A 16803-nucleotide genomic window follows, 5' to 3' on the forward strand; every position below is an offset into this window, starting at 1 on the left:
CTATTCTCCTTTTGGATTATCTATGTGGCAATCCCAGCAATAGGGGCTTACTGACGCATAGTCGTGGCACCGGTCACAGAATTCGGCCTTGTTGGAATGACAGTCCAGACAGGTGTTAGAGAGGCTCATGTCGTAAAGTTTGCCGTCGGGGCTGACAAACATGCGCTCACTGCGCCGCACCACATTATGCCGCCAAACGTCCAAGAGTTGCATGTGGTTCGCTTTCATGAACTCGGTAGACATGACACAGGTCTTGGCAGCCTTGGCTTTCGCGGTCAGCACAAGTTCCGGAGCGGGGGCGGCTTTTCCCAGGTTGAACCAGAAGGGAAAGGTAATGGCGGCGATAAAAACAACCAGTCCCGCTATAATCTTATTCTTATCCTTCATCGGCTACTCCTCCATTCCCGGCAGCGGTTCGCCGCGCAAGTCGGTTTCTCTTTCCTTTTCGCCGGGCAGAATCAGGGCGTTGGCCACCAGTTCGTGAAGCCCGCACACATCGACCTCGGGCACCCAGTACTCCATGGAAGCGGGCAGGGCCGCGCGATCGATGGCGCAGACACAGGCCAGCATGTTGACGCCGTGCTTCTCGTGGACATATTTGGCGGCGTTGGCCCGTGGAAAACCACCGGCCATTCTGAGTTCCATGTTCTCACCGGCATTGAGACCGGCACCGCTGCCGCAGCAGAAAGTCTGCTCGCGGATCGTGTTGGCCGGCATCTCGTAGAAGTTGTTGGCCACATTTTCAATCACGTAGCGGGGTTCGTCGAGCAAACCCATGCCCCGGGCGGGGTTGCACGAATCATGGAAAGTAACGATTTTGTTATCGTTACGGCTGGGGTCCAGTTCCAGTTTGCCGTGTTTGATCAGGTCGGCGGTAAACTCGGCAATGTGCACCATCTTGGTGGAACTGGCGTTCTCGAATTTCGTACCGGTGATGGGGTTGACCGGCACTTCGAGGAAATCGGCCGGGCCGTTCATGGTGTCCATGTACTGGGAAATCACCCGCCACATGTGCCCGCACTCGCCGCCCAGAATCCATTTGACCCCCAGGCGTTTGGCCTCGGCGTACATCTTGGAGTTAAGCCGTTTCATGGTCTCGTGAGAGGTAAAGAAACCGAAGTTGCCGCCCTCCGACGCATAGGTGCTCCAGGTAATCTTCAGGCCGTACTTTTCTTTCAGATAGTGAAAGAGAATCATGTAGCCCATACAGGTGTATGTTCCCGGATCGGCGAATACGTCCCCGGACGGGGTGATGAAAAGGATGTCGGCATCCTTTTCCATATAGGCGGGATTCACCTGGACCCCGGTGATTTCCTCGATATCGTCGACGAAAAAGTCGAGCATGTCCTTGAACGCATGGGGTTGGATGCCCAGGTGGTTACCGGTCCGGTAACAGTTGGCGACCGGGGTGGCGATCCAGTCGATGTTCAGCCCCAAAAGGTTGAGGAGTTCGCGGCCCATGATGGTAATCTCGGCCGTGTCGATCCCGTAGGGACAGAAGACCGAACAGCGCCGGCATTCAGTGCACTGAAAAAGATAGTACCACCACTCTTTCAGGACATCCAGAGTCATGGGGCGGGCGCCGCCCAGGCGTCCCAAAATCTTCCCGGCTCGGGTGAAATCGTTGCGGTAGACACTGCGCAGCAGTTCGGCCCGCAAAACCGGCATGTTCTTGGGATCACCGGTACCGATAAAAAAATGGCACTTGTCGGCACAGGCGCCACAGCGGACACAGATGTCCATGTAAACCTTGAAGGACCGGAACTTTTCAAGGCGCTCGCGAAAACCCTCGAAGATGATCTGCTGCCAGTTGTCCGGAAGCTTCCAGTCGTCGTCCAACGGGTTCCAGGCTCGCGCGTTGGGGAGGCCCAAGGTCTCGACGCTTTTGGGATTGGACGCGTAGCAGTACATCCCCTTGCGGATTTCCACGGGCGTGTCCATCCAACCGGCGCCGGACGGACGATGATCTATCTTTGACAATAGTTCATCGGGTGTGATCAACTCATCTGCCATTATCTGCTCCTTTTGTCTTAAGCCTGTTCTTCGGGCATTTTTACGACCGGCAGGCCGGCTTCGACCATTTTCTCTCTGAAATCGTCTTCGTATTCTTCATAGGTGTGAACCTTGACCGGATAGTTCCAGGGGTTCACGTGCCGGACCTGACGGGTATTGCCGGTCATGTTCCGGGTCGGACTGAGAAACACGCCGCCCAGGTGCATCAACTTACTGAACGGGAAGTAGGCCAGCAGGACACTGACCAAAAACAGATGGGCGAAGAACAGTCCGCCGACACCTTCGGGAATGGAGGGCCGAAAGGTCACCAGTCCCATGGTCAGCTCTTTAATCGCAACGATATCCACTTTGGCAAAGTAACGCATGAAAATACCGGAAAGGGCGATTCCCATGATCAGAAACAGAGGAAAAAAATCGGACGCCAGGGAAATGTAACGGACCTGGGGCAACAGTACCCGCCGCAGGAACAGGTAGAATGCCGCGGCCAGCAACACCAACCCGGACATGTAGACGCCGGGAAGGCCCGACTGGACAGCATCGTAAAGCACTTCCATGCGCATGAAGGCGTCCACATTCTCAAGCAGGGTGACGAAGAAGGGCACCGGTTCGGTGAAAAAGCGCAGGTGCCGCACCACCACGGTGAAAAAGGCATAGTGAAAGGCCAAGGCGCCGATCCACAGGAACAACTCCAGCTGATGGGTCATATGCGTCCCGTTTTTAAGCTTCATACGGGTGTTACGGAACAGGGACCGGAAGCAGACGATCTCCAGAAACATCCGGATGATCACGCCGAAAGTGGAGGACGGGTTGTCGATTTTTGCCTGTTTGAACCAAGGCAGAGAAGGTTGCTGCCCGCATGTCGTGGTGATTCGGAAGGGCACCGCCGACCGGGACCATCCCATCACGCGCCGGGCAAATCCGACAACGAACAGAATGACCGCCAGATAGGGCACAACAATCCCAAAAACCATCTGCAGGCCCGCCCCCTGCTGCGTGCCCACATATGCGATCAGGAACAGCACGATAACCGCTATGAGGCTAACCATGTAATTTTTATTCATCGAACCGCACCTCACTCCTTGGCCCTGGCAAAGCTGAATGCGGCGCAATCGTCTCTCATCCTTTTGTTGGCCTCATCCATGAGACCAAACGGGGTCGGACGGAGCGGAATCGCGGCCCATTCAAAACTGTTGCCGGATGCCTGAATCGAAAGTTTATATGGAAAATTTCAGAGACCGGGCCCGTCTGCCTCGGTCTCAACGATCAATCCTGCACGCTTCAACGAACCGAAAAACTGGTTTCTAGATTCCGTGGCCTTGAGTTCGTATATCTTTTCCCGGCAGGCCACGTAAATATCGAAAGCCGTCATGGCCATCTCATCGATCTGCCGGTCCAGGCCGTCCATCGTCTCACCCGATTCACGACCATCTTCCGCGAGATGTTTGCGGAGGATCTGTTTCAGGAGAAAAATAAAACTGGTGGCCTTGGAGGGGGTAAACGTCTGCACCGCCCGGATTCTCAGAATCGGGTCAAGGGCGGCCGCCATGGTGTCGCGACCGGCGCCCGAGATCAGGGCATCCAGCAAGGCCTCGAGACTCTGGTGCGTGGTCTGTCCCACCGGGTTGGCAAAAGGATCTTTCTGACTTTTCAGAAAACGCGCCGTGTCGGGCGGATAAGAATCCACCGTAACCTGAAACCAGTTTTTCAGGATCTCCTGCCTCTTTGTGGCCAGTGACTTTGCTGAACTCATCTGCGATCTCACCCCGGTGGCCCCGCTGCGAATGCACGGGTGCCGCAATTTCAACCTCAGCTTTTCAATTCGGATTGTTTTGGTGGATATACTGTGCAACGACTGGAAATCAGCCGAATTCAAGCTCGAATCTATAGTCAACTTGCCCTTTTCTGTCAAGGACAAATAAGGCGTCGCGACGCTGAATCCGCCCCGATCAGCGATACATCTTCTTCCACGGGGAGCGCTGATTATCCCGTGCGTTGGCCAAGGTCAGGTATAATGTCCCCACCACCAGTTCGGCACAGTGAAAATGATCGTCCGGCAGCGTTTCAAGGAAATCGGCCACCTGCTCGGGTGTGATTTCCCATGCATCGGCCATGGATTTGCCCTCGACCAGGGAGATCACCGCATTGCAGCAGGCATTGGTGTTCATGCAGCCGTTGATATCATAGGCCAGATGGCGAATGGTATCCCCCCGCAGATTCATGAAGAACTCCACCGTATCGCCACAATCACCGGTTTTCTTGCCGTGCCCGTCGGCCTGTTCAAGCCGTTCCCGGTGGTCGTTACGAAATGCCATCTCCAGAAAAGCCAGGGAGTGGTCCTGCCAGAAATCCGATGTCTCATTGGGCGCATCCATGGGTTCCGATCTCCTCTAAATTGAAAGCCTTGTTCCTGTACGTGACGCTCGTTGTGCCAGCGGATCATAAAAGCCGCCGACGGCTTTGTCAACATGGCTTGCAACAAGGCGCTTAACCATTTGCGATAGTTAATGATTTGTGTTAACGTACCTGACGGTTGGTCGTCGGATGGATTGCCGATATCAGCCGATGGAGATTATTCGGACAAAGGATGTCTGTCGATGAAAATTACCGCCATTGTTGCCAACATCATCCAACTGGCCATCATCCTTTTTATTTTCTTCATCCGGGGGCCGGAATTGGGCAGCCTCGTCATTTTTCTGCTCTTCCTGTTGCTCGCCGTACCCTTCATCAACATCCTGACCCTGCTCATCGATAAACGCGCCATCCTGCCGACGCTTTCCGCCAAAGCCGACGGCATCGTCAAGCGTGAAGCGGTGCGCATCCACTATACCGGCACACACTACGCCCTGCTGACCATCGATGGCATTACCTTTACGGTCCGAGACCTGTCGGAAGGCGGGGTGCGCCTCAATGCCAGTTCGGCTACCACACTCAAGAGAAAAACGACCGGAGAAATCCGGCTGCTTTGTGGAAAAAATATTCGCTTCAAAGCCACTGTGCTGCGCAGAGAAGAAGGTGCCGTGGTACTGCGACTCAGCCAACCCATCGGAACCGCAACCCTGGTTGAGGAGAAACGGGCGCTGGCCGGCGGTGGGGCGTAAATCGAGCCCCGGACCATCGGGCCGCACTAGTGGCGGCACTGAAAAGAGGGACTGGAAATCTCAAGGCGTTGAAAGGGAAAACACAGTACGCGGTTTTTTCCTGCGGTCTTCACCACAGCGACGGTCCCTGCCGGATCGGCGTTCGGGCAGATAGCCGTTGTAGGAGTATAAACGGCGATCTCCCCCGATCCGCCGCCCGCCATTGTCAATAAGCGTCAGTTTCCCAAAAAGGTGTGCGTGAGCGGATTGCATCTGGTTCCCAACTCTATTTGGTGTCCGTCCAGAAATAGGCCAATGGGTCATTTTATACGGTTTCGACGGTGGCCGTTGTGGCAGCTATTTGAGTCATAGCCTGCAATTACTATACCCAGCATAGGAATCGTAAGCATTCAAACAAATTCAACATATTACACAATATCTAAACATACGCTGCTCAAAAAACGGTAAAATTGACCACAATTGTATATGTCTATTTTTTCATAGTGGAAAAAAATCACACCGTTTCAGCGGCGTGATTTTCGCGGTCGTTTGGCCGATGGCCGTGCGCCAGGCCGGGCCGCCGGTTTGCGGGGCGTTGAAGACCGCGGGCCAGGGGGACCCGGCGTTGGCCGCTTCCGGCCTTCGGACCGTCGGATGGTTTTGCGTGCGGCCCCTTTTCCTCTGAAAAACATCGGCGCCAGGTGCTCGGCACCAAGCGCTTTCAGGGCCTGGCGGATCAATGGCCGGTTGGCCGGGTTGTTGTACTGGATCAGGGCCCGCTGCATTTTGCGTTCGCGAAACGTTTTGGCCACATGGAGTGGTCTGCCGCTGAAGGGGTCTTTTTCGGTGTGGTACATGGCACCGGACAGGGTCAACGGCAGGGGGATGAAATCCTGGATCTGCTCGGGGTGCATGCCCCGCTCGATCAAATAGCGGGCCATCTTGAGGGCATCGCCAAGGGTGGCCCCGGGATGGGCGCTGATAAAATAATTCACCAGAAAGCAGGGTGCGGGCAGACGCTGACCCACCCGTTTGAACTGCGCCACAAAAGCGTCATAGGCCGCAATGGGCGGTTTGCCCATGGCATCCAGCACCATGTCGCAAACATGCTCGGGGGCCACTTTCATGCGGCCGCTGATGTGAAACCGGCACAGCTCTTCCAGGCAGGCATCCGTGGACGCATCGCCGAAGAGGTCGTGACGGAATCCACTGCCGATAAAGGCGTGCTTGACCCCGGGCAGACCGCGAACCTGCCGGTACAAGGGCAGGCTCCTGGCGTACCCGGGATCCAGGCGCGAGCAGGTCGCCGGCACCATGCAGCGCCGGTCGGCACAAAACCCCTTCCTGGACCAGCGCGGGCAATTGGCCCCGTACAGGTTGGCCGTGGGGCCGCCCATGTCGGTGATCGTACCGTGAAAGGCCGGGTCCTGGACCAGGCGCCGGGCTTCCCGCAGGATGGAGGCTTCGCTGCGGCTCTGAACCACGCGCCCCTGGTGAAAATAGAGGCTGCAGAAATTGCACTCGCCGCTGCAACCGCGGTGGGTCACCAGGGAGTGACGAACCGTCTCCAACGCGGGAACCCCGCCGTCGCCATCATAATCGAGGTGCCAACGGCGCGGATAGTCCAGGTCGTAAATGGCGTCCAGCTGGGTTTCGGATAACGGTTTCGGGGGCGGGAAGACCACGGCCCAGCGGTCCCCGTGGGCCTGAACCACCGGCCGGCCGGTGAACGGGTTCTGCTGGCGGTAAAACCGCCGGAAGGCCTCGTTGAAGCGATCGGCCGATTCGCCGACATCCTCAAATGACGGCAACGCGACAATCTCACCCAAGTATTCCGGGTCTTTGCGGATCACCGCCGTTCCGGCGATGCCGTCCAGGCCATCCACGGGTTCACCCGCCATCAGTTGCCGGGCGATCTCGACCACCTGCGCCTCACCCATGCCGTAAACCAGGATGTCGGCCCGGGCATCGAACAGGATCGACCGCCGCACCCGGTTGTCCCAAAAGTCGTAATGGGCCAGCCGGCGCATGCTGGCCTCCAGGCCGCCAATCACCACGGGCACGCCCTTGAAAGCCTGGCGCACGCGGTTGGCATAGACGACCAGGGCCCGGTCGGGCCGCATCCCCACCCGTCCACCCGGTGAAAACGCATCTTTCCGGCGGGGTCGTTTGTTGGCCGTGTAGTTGGCCACCATGGAATCGACATTGCCCGAGGTGATACCAAAAAACAGTCGTGGCCGCCCCAGGCGCCTGAAATCATCGGCATTGCGCCAGTCGGGCTGGGCGATGATTCCCACCCGATAGCCATGGGCGGCCAGCACCCGGCCGATCAGGGCCACCCCAAAGGCCGGATGGTCCACGTAGGCATCGCCGGTAATCAGGATCACATCCAGCCGATCCCACCCGCGCTGTCGCATGTCCGATTGAGATACCGGCAAAAAATCGCAATTCATGGCAGTCCGTTTCGGCCTCTCCTTTTATCATTTTAGCCCTTGAGCCCCTTTGGCCGATGGTGTAACAGGGGCGCTCGGACCCTTTGTCCGAATTTGAAATGATTCTCTGGGAGGTTGTTGTGCCTGTTTATTATGTTGACGGCAAATTCGTTCCCGCCGAAGAGGCGGTCATTCCCGTGGATGACCTGGCCATTTTGCGCGGTATCGGCGTATTCGATCTGCTGCGTACCTACGACGGAAAGCCCTATTTTCTGGATGCCCATATCGACCGGCTGGAGAACTCGGCCCGCAAAATTAAGCTCCCCCTGCCCTGGTCCCATGACGACATCGCCGAGGTGGTCAAACAAACCCTGGCGAAAAACGATATCCCCGAGGCCAACATCCGTATCGTGGTCACCGGCGGTTCCAGTACCGATTTCATGACCCCGTCGGGAACACCCCGCCTGCTGGTACTGGTTTCACCGGTGCCCAAGCTGCCCGACAGCTGGTACACCGACGGCGTAAAAATCGTCTCCTGGGAGGTGGAGCGGCCCATCCCCGGCGCCAAGAGCATCGATTACATCTCGGCCAGCCTGGCCCTGAAAAAGGCTGCCGCCGCCGGAGGCATTGAAGCGCTTTACATCGACCGCAAGGGCCTGGCTCTGGAGTGCACCACATCCAACATTTTCGCCTTTGTGGGCGAGCGGCTGGTCACCCCCGGCCGGGGGATCCTCTCGGGGGTGACCCGCAAAGTCGTTCTCGATCTGGCCGAAGGGCTTTTTCCCATCGACATCCGTGACATTTCGAGAAGTGAACTGCTGGCCGCCGACGAGGTTTTCATCACCGGAACCAGCAAAGGGCTGGTGCCGGTCGTTCAGGTGGACGACGGAACGATCGGCAACGGCCGGCCGGGAGTGCATACCCGCCGGTTAATGGCGGAGATGAAGCAACACACCGAAAAGCAATAGCCGCACGGAAAATAGATAACGGATCGCCGATGCCCTTCCGCAAGGGCACGGCACGCCGTGCCCCTACGCCGCCAGCCCCAGAACGATGCGGGCCTGCCGCCAGACCGGATGGTCCGTGAGATGCGTCTGGCCGTCCAACGCTTCCCGCAGACGGACGAACACCCGCGCCACCAGCCGTTCCCGGCCGGCGGCCAGGCGGATCGCCCCCTGAAGCAGAAAAAAGCTGAGCAGCAGGATCAGGGTGATGGTCCAGAACGCATGCACGAAAAAGTTGCTGGTCAGAATCGTGCCGGTGAAAAAATTGGCGGCCGTCAGCCACCCGGTATAAGCGATCACCCCCAGCGACGGCAGGTTGAACAAAAGCTGCAGCACGCCGCCGCTGAGCCGCCGGCCGGCCTGTTCCAACTCCTCCTCCAGGGCCTCGTTCCAAATCCGCGCGAGTTGTTCGCCAATGGCCTCACCGTCTCCCGGCGCCTGTCGCTCATCACGCACGCGGGGGGCAAACCGGGCGGCCACCAGCCGTTCGGCAACATCCGGCCATGCCCGGGCCATGGCGGCATCGTAACGCACCAGGGCCGTCCCGGCGCCCGCGCCCCGCTCGGCGGCGGCGAGGGCTTTTTTCGACTCACCATAGTGTTTGACCGTGGCAACGGCCCCAAAAACCTGGCGCACCGGATTGCCGAAACGCAACAAGGAGGCGATCCCGGAACCGAACACCAGAATCCGCGCCCAGATGGCCACCAGCCACCCCACCGGCCCGAGCCAGCGCTGAGCCAACTGCTGGTAGAGGCGCACATTGACGCCCGTGGCCGCGCCGCCGGCCCCCTGAAAGGCGGCCACGGCCTGCCCCATGGCCTCGGCCTCGGCCGCCGCCATCTGGTCGATGGCCTCCGACAAGCGCGCTTTCTCCTTCTCCGCCTCGCTGCGGATCGTCTGCTCAAGGCTGTTTCTCAGGCTGTGGGCGTTCTCCAGACGCCGGTCGACAGAGTAACCCGCCTGGTTGTAAGTGTCGACAATCAGCCCGCGCAACTGGTCAAACTGGTCGCGGGTGTGCCGCGGCCGGGCCTGCTCGGTCCATCCGGGGCGGTGCAGGTGACTCCTGGCGGACACACACAGAATATCCGACGGATCCGTAGACCACGCCTTGCGGATGTAATCGCTGAATTCGGGCATAATGGTGTCGGTCAGTTCGGTTTCGTTTAGCCGGTCGCATTTGTTCACCGCCACCACCAGGCTCCTGCCGCCGAACAGCCGCACGTAGGGAATCAGAAAGTCGGTATGGTCGCGCCGCTTCGGGTTTTCTCCGTCGAACACGCAGATCAGGACATCCGAGAGGGTGATGGCCTGGTGGATGATGGGAATGTGCCGATCCTGATGGGTGCTGTCCGTATCCGGGGTGTCGATGAGGATCACATTCTCCAGGTGCTCGGCCGCTTCGCTGGCCCGGACGCGAATGTTCTCCGGGCCCAGTTGATCGACCAGCTGGGCCGCATCGGCAGGCTGGCGGCAGAAGGCCACCACCTGCTGGGTCGTGGGACGCTGGTGACCTGCCGGGGAGAGGTGGTCATCGCCGGCCAGGGAGTTGAGCAGGGTCGACTTGCCCGATCCGCAGGGTCCCACCAGGGTCACCACCAGCTTGCGGTCAAAACGCTCGGCCAGCCGGTCCAGCATGGCAATGGCCTCATTGCAGGCCGTTTGCAGGCCGGCGGCAGGCCGCCACAGGGAAACCCGCGCCAGGGTATCGGCCATGCCCCGGATATCGGCGCGGACGCTTTCCAGTTCGGCAACGGCCCGCAGTCGGGTCATTTGCGCATCGATCATGATGGGGTCTCCAGTGCATGGCGGCAACGGGACAACGCGTTTTCCATGGATGCGATGCGGCCGGTGGCCCGGTCGATCACCGTTCGTCCCGCCTCCAGCAGCGTTGCGGTAATTTCGGTTTCAAACAACCCCTCGAGGGCGGTCAGTTTGTGGGTCAGCCAGGTCTGTGCCACCGGCCCCAACAGCGCCTCCAGCTGCTTGAGGTCGGCTTTCTTCATGCCGGCCGTGGCCGGAATGGCCACCAGGGCGTAAAGGTCGTTGAGGCCGAAAATGCCGGCCAGCTTGACCTTGATGCCCACGGCCCCCACCGGGTCGCCGGTGTGCAGCACATAGGTGACCGCCGCAGTGGCAGGAATGATATTGAGCATGGCCGCAACGGTCTGCCGGATCTGGTCGATGGCGGTCAGGCGCCGGCGCTGCTCGGCGGCCAGGCGCTGCAGTTCATCCTCCAGGCCATCGGTCAGGCTGAGCAGGATCTCCTGCCGGGCAAGCAGTTTATCCACAATTGCCGACCAGTCTGCCTGGCCGAGGGCGGCCTGGCGCCCGGCCAAGGCCGGCGGGAGCGGGATTTCAAGGGAGATGGTGCCCGTGTCACTGCGCTGGACCGCCACCCGGGCCTTGCCGGTCAACTGCCGCGCGCGTTCCCGCAGGGAGGCGGCCAGCGGCTCCGTTTCCGGCAGGTTCAGGGCGATCACCGGATCGAGGACGGACTGACGCAGCCGGTTGGCCGCCCGGATCAGATCGGTCTGCACGGCCGCGCTCATTTTTCCGCGATCCGCCATCCGGTCCGTGCCGCTTTTGCCGCGCAGCCATCGGGCCGTGCTGATCATCAGCCGCACCGGCGCTTCCACCACTCGCCCGGTCTTGCGCATGATCCGGATATGCGAGGGATCGCCAGCCTGCCAGATTTCCGAGAATCGTCTCACCACCGCATCCATGGGCAAGTGCCCCAGGGCCTCGCGCACCCGTTGCTGCTGCAGGAACCGCAGCCCGTCGAGATAGAGTTCCATGAGCAGGCACGACTCCCGCGAGTCCTGCAGAAACCGGCCGGCCTGCTCGACCACGTCCCTGAAAATGGAGCGGTTCAGCTCACCGCGCACGTCCCGGGCATCCATTGCGGCCAGCGCATCCACCAGTTGGGGGTGACCAGTGCCCAGCGGCGACAGGGTCATGCTGCGCACACCGTCGGCCACGCGGTTGTCCTCATCGGCGCGGTAAACGCCCAGAACATGCTGCCCGGCTTGATCACCATACAGGTTGCGGGCAACGGTATCGGCATGGGCATGGACCTCCTGGTCGCTGAAGGCGGCATCGACCCGGTAGACGAGAAAGCAGCGGCGGGTGCCCACGGCGGTTAACATGCGGGCGATAAAATCGGTATTGTCACGGTTGTTGTAGTTGGCGTTGGTGAAGATGTAGATCAATACATCGGCGGCCCGCAGGGCCCCTTCGACCCGTTCCCGGTTCTGATAGCTGCCCTTTGCACCGGTATCGAAATCCGGCGTGTCCACCAGTACCACGGTCGCCGGCAGCCCTTTGGCGTAGTAAAATAACGGACCGCCCGGGGAGAGCAACTGTTCCTTATCGTCCAGCAACTGCGGAAGTTCGTCAAACGAATCGAAGAGGGCCTCGACAACTCCGCATCGATTCTCATGGGCAGCACTCAGGGCGACCAGCATGCGGCGATTGATGCCGGCCCGGCCGCCGGTGGGGGAGAGGGCGTCGCCGGCCAGGCTGTTGAAAAGCGTGCTTTTGCCCGCCGAGCCGCCCCCGCAGATGGCAGCCACCAGGGGAAAACCAGGCTGCAGCCGGGGCAGCAGACGCCCCTCCACCGCCGCCATCCATTGGTCCATGGCCGGCTGCGAATCCAGGCCAAGCAGTTCGGTCAGGGCCGCGGCATCATCTTTCAGCCGGGCCAGGGCATCGCTGGTCGCATCGTCATAAAGTGGGTCCACCCGCAAACCGTCTCCTTTTCCTGCAAGACCTTTAGCATACATTAAAGGCCGATGGAACGGTTGACAACCACCGGCCGGCTTCCCATGTTCGACACAGCGAATTTAATTCCTGATTGAATGGAAAGCGAGGACCATCATGGCCTGGACCACCCTTCCCGGCATCACCGGCAAAGTGTATGTGCCCGACGAAACCGGACCGACACCGAAAAAACATCCCTGCCGGACCTGTTTTTCGTGCCAGTGGTGCGATGAGACCCGCTGTCGGGTCTGTCGCAGCGGGTCGGAAACGGACTGCCCCGCCGCTCCGGACGATGCCCGATGCCGATGTGCGGAAGAGAAATCCTGAACGCCGCTTTGACGGACATGGCCTGCGTTTTCCCCAAACGGCACTGAACCTGTCTCAGCCCCTTGGCGTCTGATCGGCGTTCCGATACCCTACTCCCCTTTCAGCTTGTCCCAGAATGCACGACCGGCGTCGGCCTGTCGGTCTTTACCGGACATCGGCGGTGGTGGGGGGACGGCCGGTCCCATACCGGAACCACTCGGGGGCCGCACGCCGCGCAGCCGGCTGATGCGCTCGGCCATGGGCGGATGGGTGGAGAAAAGGCGCTGCAAGCTCTGTCCGGAGAGCGGGTTGACGATGAACATATGCGCCGTCGACGGATTGGCATCCATGGGAATCCGCCGCGCGTAACCGTCCAGCTTCTCCAGGGCGCGGGCCAGCCCTTCGGGACTGCCGGCAATGCGGGCGCCGGTGGCGTCGGCCAGGTACTCCCGGGAACGCGAAACCGCCATCTGGACAATCATGGCGGCCATGGGCGCGATGATGGACATGGCGATCATGCCGATGGCACCCATGCCGCCGCCATTGTCGTCATCCCGATGCATGCCGCCGAAAATGGCCGACCAGCGCGCCATGGAAGCCAGCATCATGATCGCGCCGGCCATGGTGGCGGCAATGGTGCCGATGAGAATATCGCGGTTTTTCACGTGGGCCATCTCGTGGGCCAGCACCCCCATCACCTCCTGACGGTCCATCAGGGAGAGCAACCCTTGCGTAACGGCCACCACGGCGTGATCGGGGTTCCTGCCGGTGGCAAAGGCGTTGGGCGCCTCCTTGGGGATGATATAGACCTTGGGCATGGGCAGCCCGGCCTGGCGGGCGAGGGTCTCGACCATGCCGTACAACTCAGGGGCCTGCTGCGGGGTCGCCTCGCGGGCCTGGTACATTTTCAGCACGATCTTGTCCGAATACCAGTAGCTGAAAAAATTCATCCCGGCGGCCAGTACCAGGGCGATCATCATCCCCTGGCGGCCGCCCAGGAGGTTGCCCACAACCATGATCAATACCGTCATCACGGCCAGCAAGAGCGTGGTTTTGAGCTGGTTACCCATGTCAAATTCTCCTTGTTTACCGGTTATACCCTGTTTGACGCACGAAAAGTGCTTCCGATGGAGTGCTCAAAGATAACACCGATTCATGCAAAGGCAACCGGATCAAAGGGTTTGGCCTTCACGGCTTTACAACCCCCCGATTCGGTGTTAGTTTTACCGAGTCGCCAAACTTAAGGAAGCAATTGCGCCTATTCTATAACTGAAGATTGTTTCGGGGAAAAATGCCATGGACTATATCAAAATTAAATTCGGCAGCAATTTTGATCCAACCGGCCAGAATCTGGGAAAAACCATCCAAGAGATATTCCGGCCGCGTCCCATCAACCCCATGTTTTCGTCCCGTGAGCACATGTGGACACCGCAGATGGATATTTTCGAGACGCCGGAAGAGATCATGATCTGGGCGGAGATCTCCGGCGTGGAGAAGGACGATCTGGACCTGGAGATCAATTCCCGGGCGGTGAAGATCTCCGGCATCCGACGGGAGATGTCCCGGGTGTCCAACGGCACTTACCGGCTGGCTGAAATCCAGTACGGCCGGTTCGAACGAATTCTCTACCTACCGTCACCGGTGGACACCGAGGTGGTCTCTTCCAGCTATGTCAATGGGCTGCTCAAGATCCGCATCGCCAAACTCAAGTTGGACAAGGTGCACAAGGTTCCCATCAGTGAGGAATAAGCCTTTCCATCCACCGCTTATGGCATGCCCGTGCGCATTGTCCGCTTTGGTGGGCAACCCGGCGCATCACCCACTTCCGACCCTTTCTTAAAGGAGGGCACCATGCAAGACAAGCAACCATCATTGGACTATAATACCGAGAATTTGCCGACCGAGCTCCCGATCCTGCCCCTTTTCGACGCGACCCTGTTTCCCAAAATGGTGTTGCCCCTGGTGGTCATGAAAGGGGAATCCGTTCATCTCATCGACGAAGCCATGGCCAAGGACCGCATGATCGGCCTCCTGGTGGCCAAGAAGAAAGAGAATGTCAAGCCGGATCCCGAAAGCGGCGACCTGGCCACCGTGGGCACCGCGGCCCTGATTCTGAAAATGGCCAAAACCGAGGACGACCGCGCTCAGCTTCTGGTCCAGGGGCTCAGCCGCTTCCGCGTCAAGTCGTTCCACAAGGACAAGCCCTACCTGGTGGCCGATATAGAACATTTCGACGACATCGACCACATGGATAATGAAACCGAGGCATTGATGGCCAACGTGATCAAACAGTTCGGCCGCATCGTGCAGTTGTCCCCGGGCCTGCCCCAGGAGATGGCGTCCATGGCCACCTCCATTAAGGAACCCGGCACCCTGGCGGACATGGTGGCCTCCACGATCAACTCCTCGGCCGAAGAGAAGCAGCAGATCCTGGAGACCAAGGATTCCACCAAACGTCTCAAGGCGGTCACCAAGCTGGTTCACCATCAATTGGAAATTCTCGAGTTGGGCAACAAAATCCAGTCCCAGGTCAAAGGGGACATGGACAAACGCCAGCGCGAGTACTACCTGCGGCAGCAGCTCAAGGCCATCAAGGAGGAACTGGGCGAAACCGACGAGGCCGGCGTGGAACTGGAAGAATACCGGACCAAGATCAAGGAGCGCAACCTGCCCGAGGTGGCGGTCAAGGAGGCCGAACGCGAACTGGATCGGCTGGGCCGCATGCATCCCTCGTCGGCCGAGTACACCGTTGCCATGACCTACCTGGACTGGCTCACCGAACTGCCCTGGAACGAAAGCACCGAGGACAACCTGGATATCGCCAAGGCGCGCAAGGTTCTTGACGAAGACCATTTCGGCCTCGAAAAAGCCAAGAAACGAATCATCGAATACCTGGCGGTGAGAAAACTCAAGCCCGACTCCAAGGGGCCGATTCTCTGTTTCGCCGGCCCTCCGGGAACCGGCAAAACCTCCCTGGGCAACTCCATCGCCAAGGCCCTGGGTCGCAATTTTCACCGCATTTCCCTGGGCGGCGTGCGGGACGAGGCCGAAATTCGCGGCCATCGCCGCACCTACGTCGGCGCCCTGCCCGGCCGTGTCATTCAGGGGCTCAGGCGAGCCGGATCCAACAACCCCGTCTTCATGCTCGACGAGATTGACAAGGTGGGCTCCGATTTTCGCGGCGATCCCTCCTCGGCGCTTCTCGAGGTACTGGATCCGGAGCAGAATTTCTCTTTTTCGGACCACTACCTGGACGTACCCTTTGACCTGTCCAAAGTGATGTTCATCACCACGGCCAACGTGCTGGAGACGATTCCCTCGGCCCTGCTCGACCGCATGGAGGTCCTCCAACTGCTCGGATACACGGAAGACGAAAAGGTCAAGATCGCTTCCCGTTACCTGATCCCGCGGCAGCGGGAGGCCCATGGCCTCAAGTCCAGCCAGATCGGTTTTAATGTGGGCGCGATCCGGCGGATCATCTCGGGTTATACCCGTGAGGCCGGCCTGCGCAACCTGGAACGGGAGATTGCCACTATCTGCCGGGGGGTGGCCGCGGGCATCGCCGAAGGCAAAATCAAAAAAGCCACCATCAAGGTGGGAGACGTGGCCGAATATCTCGGGCCGGTCAAGCTTCAGCCCGAGGCCAAGGCCCGCATGACCACTCCCGGCGTGGCCATGGGCCTGGCCTGGACACCCACCGGCGGCGATCTGCTCTTTATCGAAGCCACGGCCATGAAGGGCAAGAAGGGCCTGACCCTGACCGGCCAGTTGGGAGATGTAATGAAGGAGTCGGCCACGGCGGCGCTGAGCTTCATCCGTTCCAATGCCAAACGGCTGGGCGTGGACGAGGATTTCTTCGACTCGCACGATATCCACATCCATGTGCCCGCCGGCGCCATTCCCAAGGATGGCCCCTCGGCCGGCGTCACCATGCTGACCGCCCTGGTCTCTCTTTTGAAAGGGAAAACCATCCGCAAAGACCTGGCCATGACCGGCGAAATCACCCTGCGGGGACAGGTGCTGCCCGTGGGCGGCGTCAAGGAGAAGGTGCTGGCGGCGCATCGGGCCGGCATCAAGACCATCCTGCTGCCCAAATGGAATGAAAAGGACCTGATCGACATTCCCCAAAAAGTTCGTGACGACATCGAGTTCCACTTCATGGAGAAGATGATCGATGTGGTCAAAATCGCCATCGACGGATAGGGCCTTGCA

At 59.6% G+C, this 16803-nt stretch carries 14 protein-coding genes; 5 read left to right on the forward strand and 9 right to left on the reverse strand.

Going from position 1 to position 16803, the window contains the following annotated elements; genetic code table 11:
- From dsrJ to GN112_RS12065, 5 genes are all read right to left on the reverse strand, one after another.
- Positions 1–387, reverse strand: coding sequence for a sulfate reduction electron transfer complex DsrMKJOP subunit DsrJ (gene dsrJ / locus GN112_RS12045; RefSeq protein ID WP_155310450.1), 387 nt, complete (start codon positions 385–387; stop codon positions 1–3).
- A gap of 3 nt (positions 388–390) precedes the next feature.
- Positions 391–2013, reverse strand: coding sequence for a sulfate reduction electron transfer complex DsrMKJOP subunit DsrK (dsrK, locus tag GN112_RS12050; RefSeq protein WP_155310451.1), 1623 nt, complete (start codon positions 2011–2013; stop codon positions 391–393).
- Positions 2014–2030: 17 nt separating this feature from the next.
- Positions 2031–3074 (reverse strand): sulfate reduction electron transfer complex DsrMKJOP subunit DsrM, encoded by a 1044-nt coding sequence (dsrM, locus tag GN112_RS12055; protein ID WP_155310452.1) that lies wholly within the window; start codon positions 3072–3074, stop codon positions 2031–2033.
- A 167-nt stretch (positions 3075–3241) separates the two neighbouring features.
- On the reverse strand, positions 3242–3763 hold the full coding sequence (locus GN112_RS12060) for an RsbRD N-terminal domain-containing protein (protein ID WP_155310453.1): 522 nt from the start codon (positions 3761–3763) through the stop codon (positions 3242–3244).
- A 196-nt stretch (positions 3764–3959) separates the two neighbouring features.
- Positions 3960–4385 carry an iron-sulfur cluster assembly scaffold protein gene (locus tag GN112_RS12065; RefSeq protein WP_155310454.1) on the reverse strand — a complete coding sequence of 142 codons (426 nt, stop codon included), beginning with the start codon at positions 4383–4385 and terminating at the stop codon, positions 3960–3962.
- Positions 4386–4607: 222 nt separating this feature from the next.
- Here GN112_RS12065 and GN112_RS12070 point away from each other — a divergent pair, with 222 nt between their 5' ends.
- Positions 4608–5111 carry a PilZ domain-containing protein gene (locus tag GN112_RS12070; protein ID WP_162458899.1) on the forward strand — a complete coding sequence of 168 codons (504 nt, stop codon included), beginning with the start codon at positions 4608–4610 and terminating at the stop codon, positions 5109–5111.
- Between the two features lie 503 nt (positions 5112–5614).
- Here GN112_RS12070 and GN112_RS12075 read toward each other — a convergent pair.
- Positions 5615–7543 (reverse strand): YgiQ family radical SAM protein, encoded by a 1929-nt coding sequence (locus GN112_RS12075; protein WP_155310456.1) that lies wholly within the window; start codon positions 7541–7543, stop codon positions 5615–5617.
- Between the two features lie 119 nt (positions 7544–7662).
- Here GN112_RS12075 and GN112_RS12080 point away from each other — a divergent pair, with 119 nt between their 5' ends.
- Positions 7663–8490, forward strand: a complete 828-nt coding sequence (locus GN112_RS12080) for an aminotransferase class IV (RefSeq protein WP_155310457.1) — start codon at positions 7663–7665, stop codon at positions 8488–8490.
- A 63-nt stretch (positions 8491–8553) separates the two neighbouring features.
- Here the strand turns inward: GN112_RS12080 and GN112_RS12085 are convergent, their stop codons facing one another.
- Together GN112_RS12085 and GN112_RS12090 are read right to left on the reverse strand one after the other, a co-directional pair.
- Positions 8554–10311: a GTPase domain-containing protein gene (locus tag GN112_RS12085; RefSeq protein WP_155310458.1), complete on the reverse strand. Its 1758-nt coding sequence runs from the start codon at positions 10309–10311 to the stop codon at positions 8554–8556.
- Positions 10308–12266, reverse strand: coding sequence for a dynamin family protein (locus GN112_RS12090; RefSeq protein WP_162458900.1), 1959 nt, complete (start codon positions 12264–12266; stop codon positions 10308–10310). The genes GN112_RS12085 and GN112_RS12090 overlap by 4 nt, the downstream gene beginning before the upstream one ends.
- Positions 12267–12402: 136 nt before the next feature.
- On the opposite strand from GN112_RS12090, the gene GN112_RS12095 reads away from it, so the two are divergent.
- Entirely contained in the window at positions 12403–12612 is a 210-nt protein-coding gene (locus GN112_RS12095; protein ID WP_155310460.1) for a hypothetical protein, read from the forward strand.
- 89 nt (positions 12613–12701) lie between these two features.
- Here the strand turns inward: GN112_RS12095 and htpX are convergent, their stop codons facing one another.
- Entirely contained in the window at positions 12702–13661 is a 960-nt protein-coding gene (htpX, locus tag GN112_RS12100; protein WP_155310461.1) for a zinc metalloprotease HtpX, read from the reverse strand.
- Between the two features lie 226 nt (positions 13662–13887).
- On the opposite strand from htpX, the gene GN112_RS12105 reads away from it, so the two are divergent.
- Positions 13888–14340, forward strand: coding sequence for an Hsp20/alpha crystallin family protein (locus tag GN112_RS12105; protein ID WP_155310462.1), 453 nt, complete (start codon positions 13888–13890; stop codon positions 14338–14340).
- Positions 14341–14442: 102 nt separating this feature from the next.
- Positions 14443–16794, forward strand: a complete 2352-nt coding sequence (lon, locus tag GN112_RS12110; RefSeq protein ID WP_155310463.1) for an endopeptidase La — start codon at positions 14443–14445, stop codon at positions 16792–16794.
- Positions 16795–16803: the final 9 nt, after the last annotated feature.

Source organism: Desulfosarcina ovata subsp. ovata, assembly GCF_009689005.1.
Lineage (GTDB): Bacteria > Desulfobacterota > Desulfobacteria > Desulfobacterales > Desulfosarcinaceae > Desulfosarcina > Desulfosarcina ovata.

What these genes read in the sequence shown, in the direction of transcription:
- dsrJ (WP_155310450.1), bottom strand. Translation starts at nt 387, where the DNA reads ATGAAGGATAAGAATAAGATTATAGCGGGACTGGTTGTTTTTATCGCC.
- dsrK (WP_155310451.1), bottom strand. Translation starts at nt 2,013, where the DNA reads ATGGCAGATGAGTTGATCACACCCGATGAACTATTGTCAAAGATAGAT.
- dsrM (WP_155310452.1), bottom strand. Translation starts at nt 3,074, where the DNA reads ATGAATAAAAATTACATGGTTAGCCTCATAGCGGTTATCGTGCTGTTC.
- GN112_RS12060 (WP_155310453.1), bottom strand. Translation starts at nt 3,763, where the DNA reads ATGAGTTCAGCAAAGTCACTGGCCACAAAGAGGCAGGAGATCCTGAAA.
- GN112_RS12065 (WP_155310454.1), bottom strand. Translation starts at nt 4,385, where the DNA reads ATGGATGCGCCCAATGAGACATCGGATTTCTGGCAGGACCACTCCCTG.
- GN112_RS12070 (WP_162458899.1), top strand. Translation starts at nt 4,608, where the DNA reads ATGAAAATTACCGCCATTGTTGCCAACATCATCCAACTGGCCATCATC.
- GN112_RS12075 (WP_155310456.1), bottom strand. Translation starts at nt 7,543, where the DNA reads ATGAATTGCGATTTTTTGCCGGTATCTCAATCGGACATGCGACAGCGC.
- GN112_RS12085 (WP_155310458.1), bottom strand. Translation starts at nt 10,311, where the DNA reads ATGATCGATGCGCAAATGACCCGACTGCGGGCCGTTGCCGAACTGGAA.
- GN112_RS12095 (WP_155310460.1), top strand. Translation starts at nt 12,403, where the DNA reads ATGGCCTGGACCACCCTTCCCGGCATCACCGGCAAAGTGTATGTGCCC.
- htpX (WP_155310461.1), bottom strand. Translation starts at nt 13,661, where the DNA reads ATGGGTAACCAGCTCAAAACCACGCTCTTGCTGGCCGTGATGACGGTA.
- GN112_RS12105 (WP_155310462.1), top strand. Translation starts at nt 13,888, where the DNA reads ATGGACTATATCAAAATTAAATTCGGCAGCAATTTTGATCCAACCGGC.
- lon (WP_155310463.1), top strand. Translation starts at nt 14,443, where the DNA reads ATGCAAGACAAGCAACCATCATTGGACTATAATACCGAGAATTTGCCG.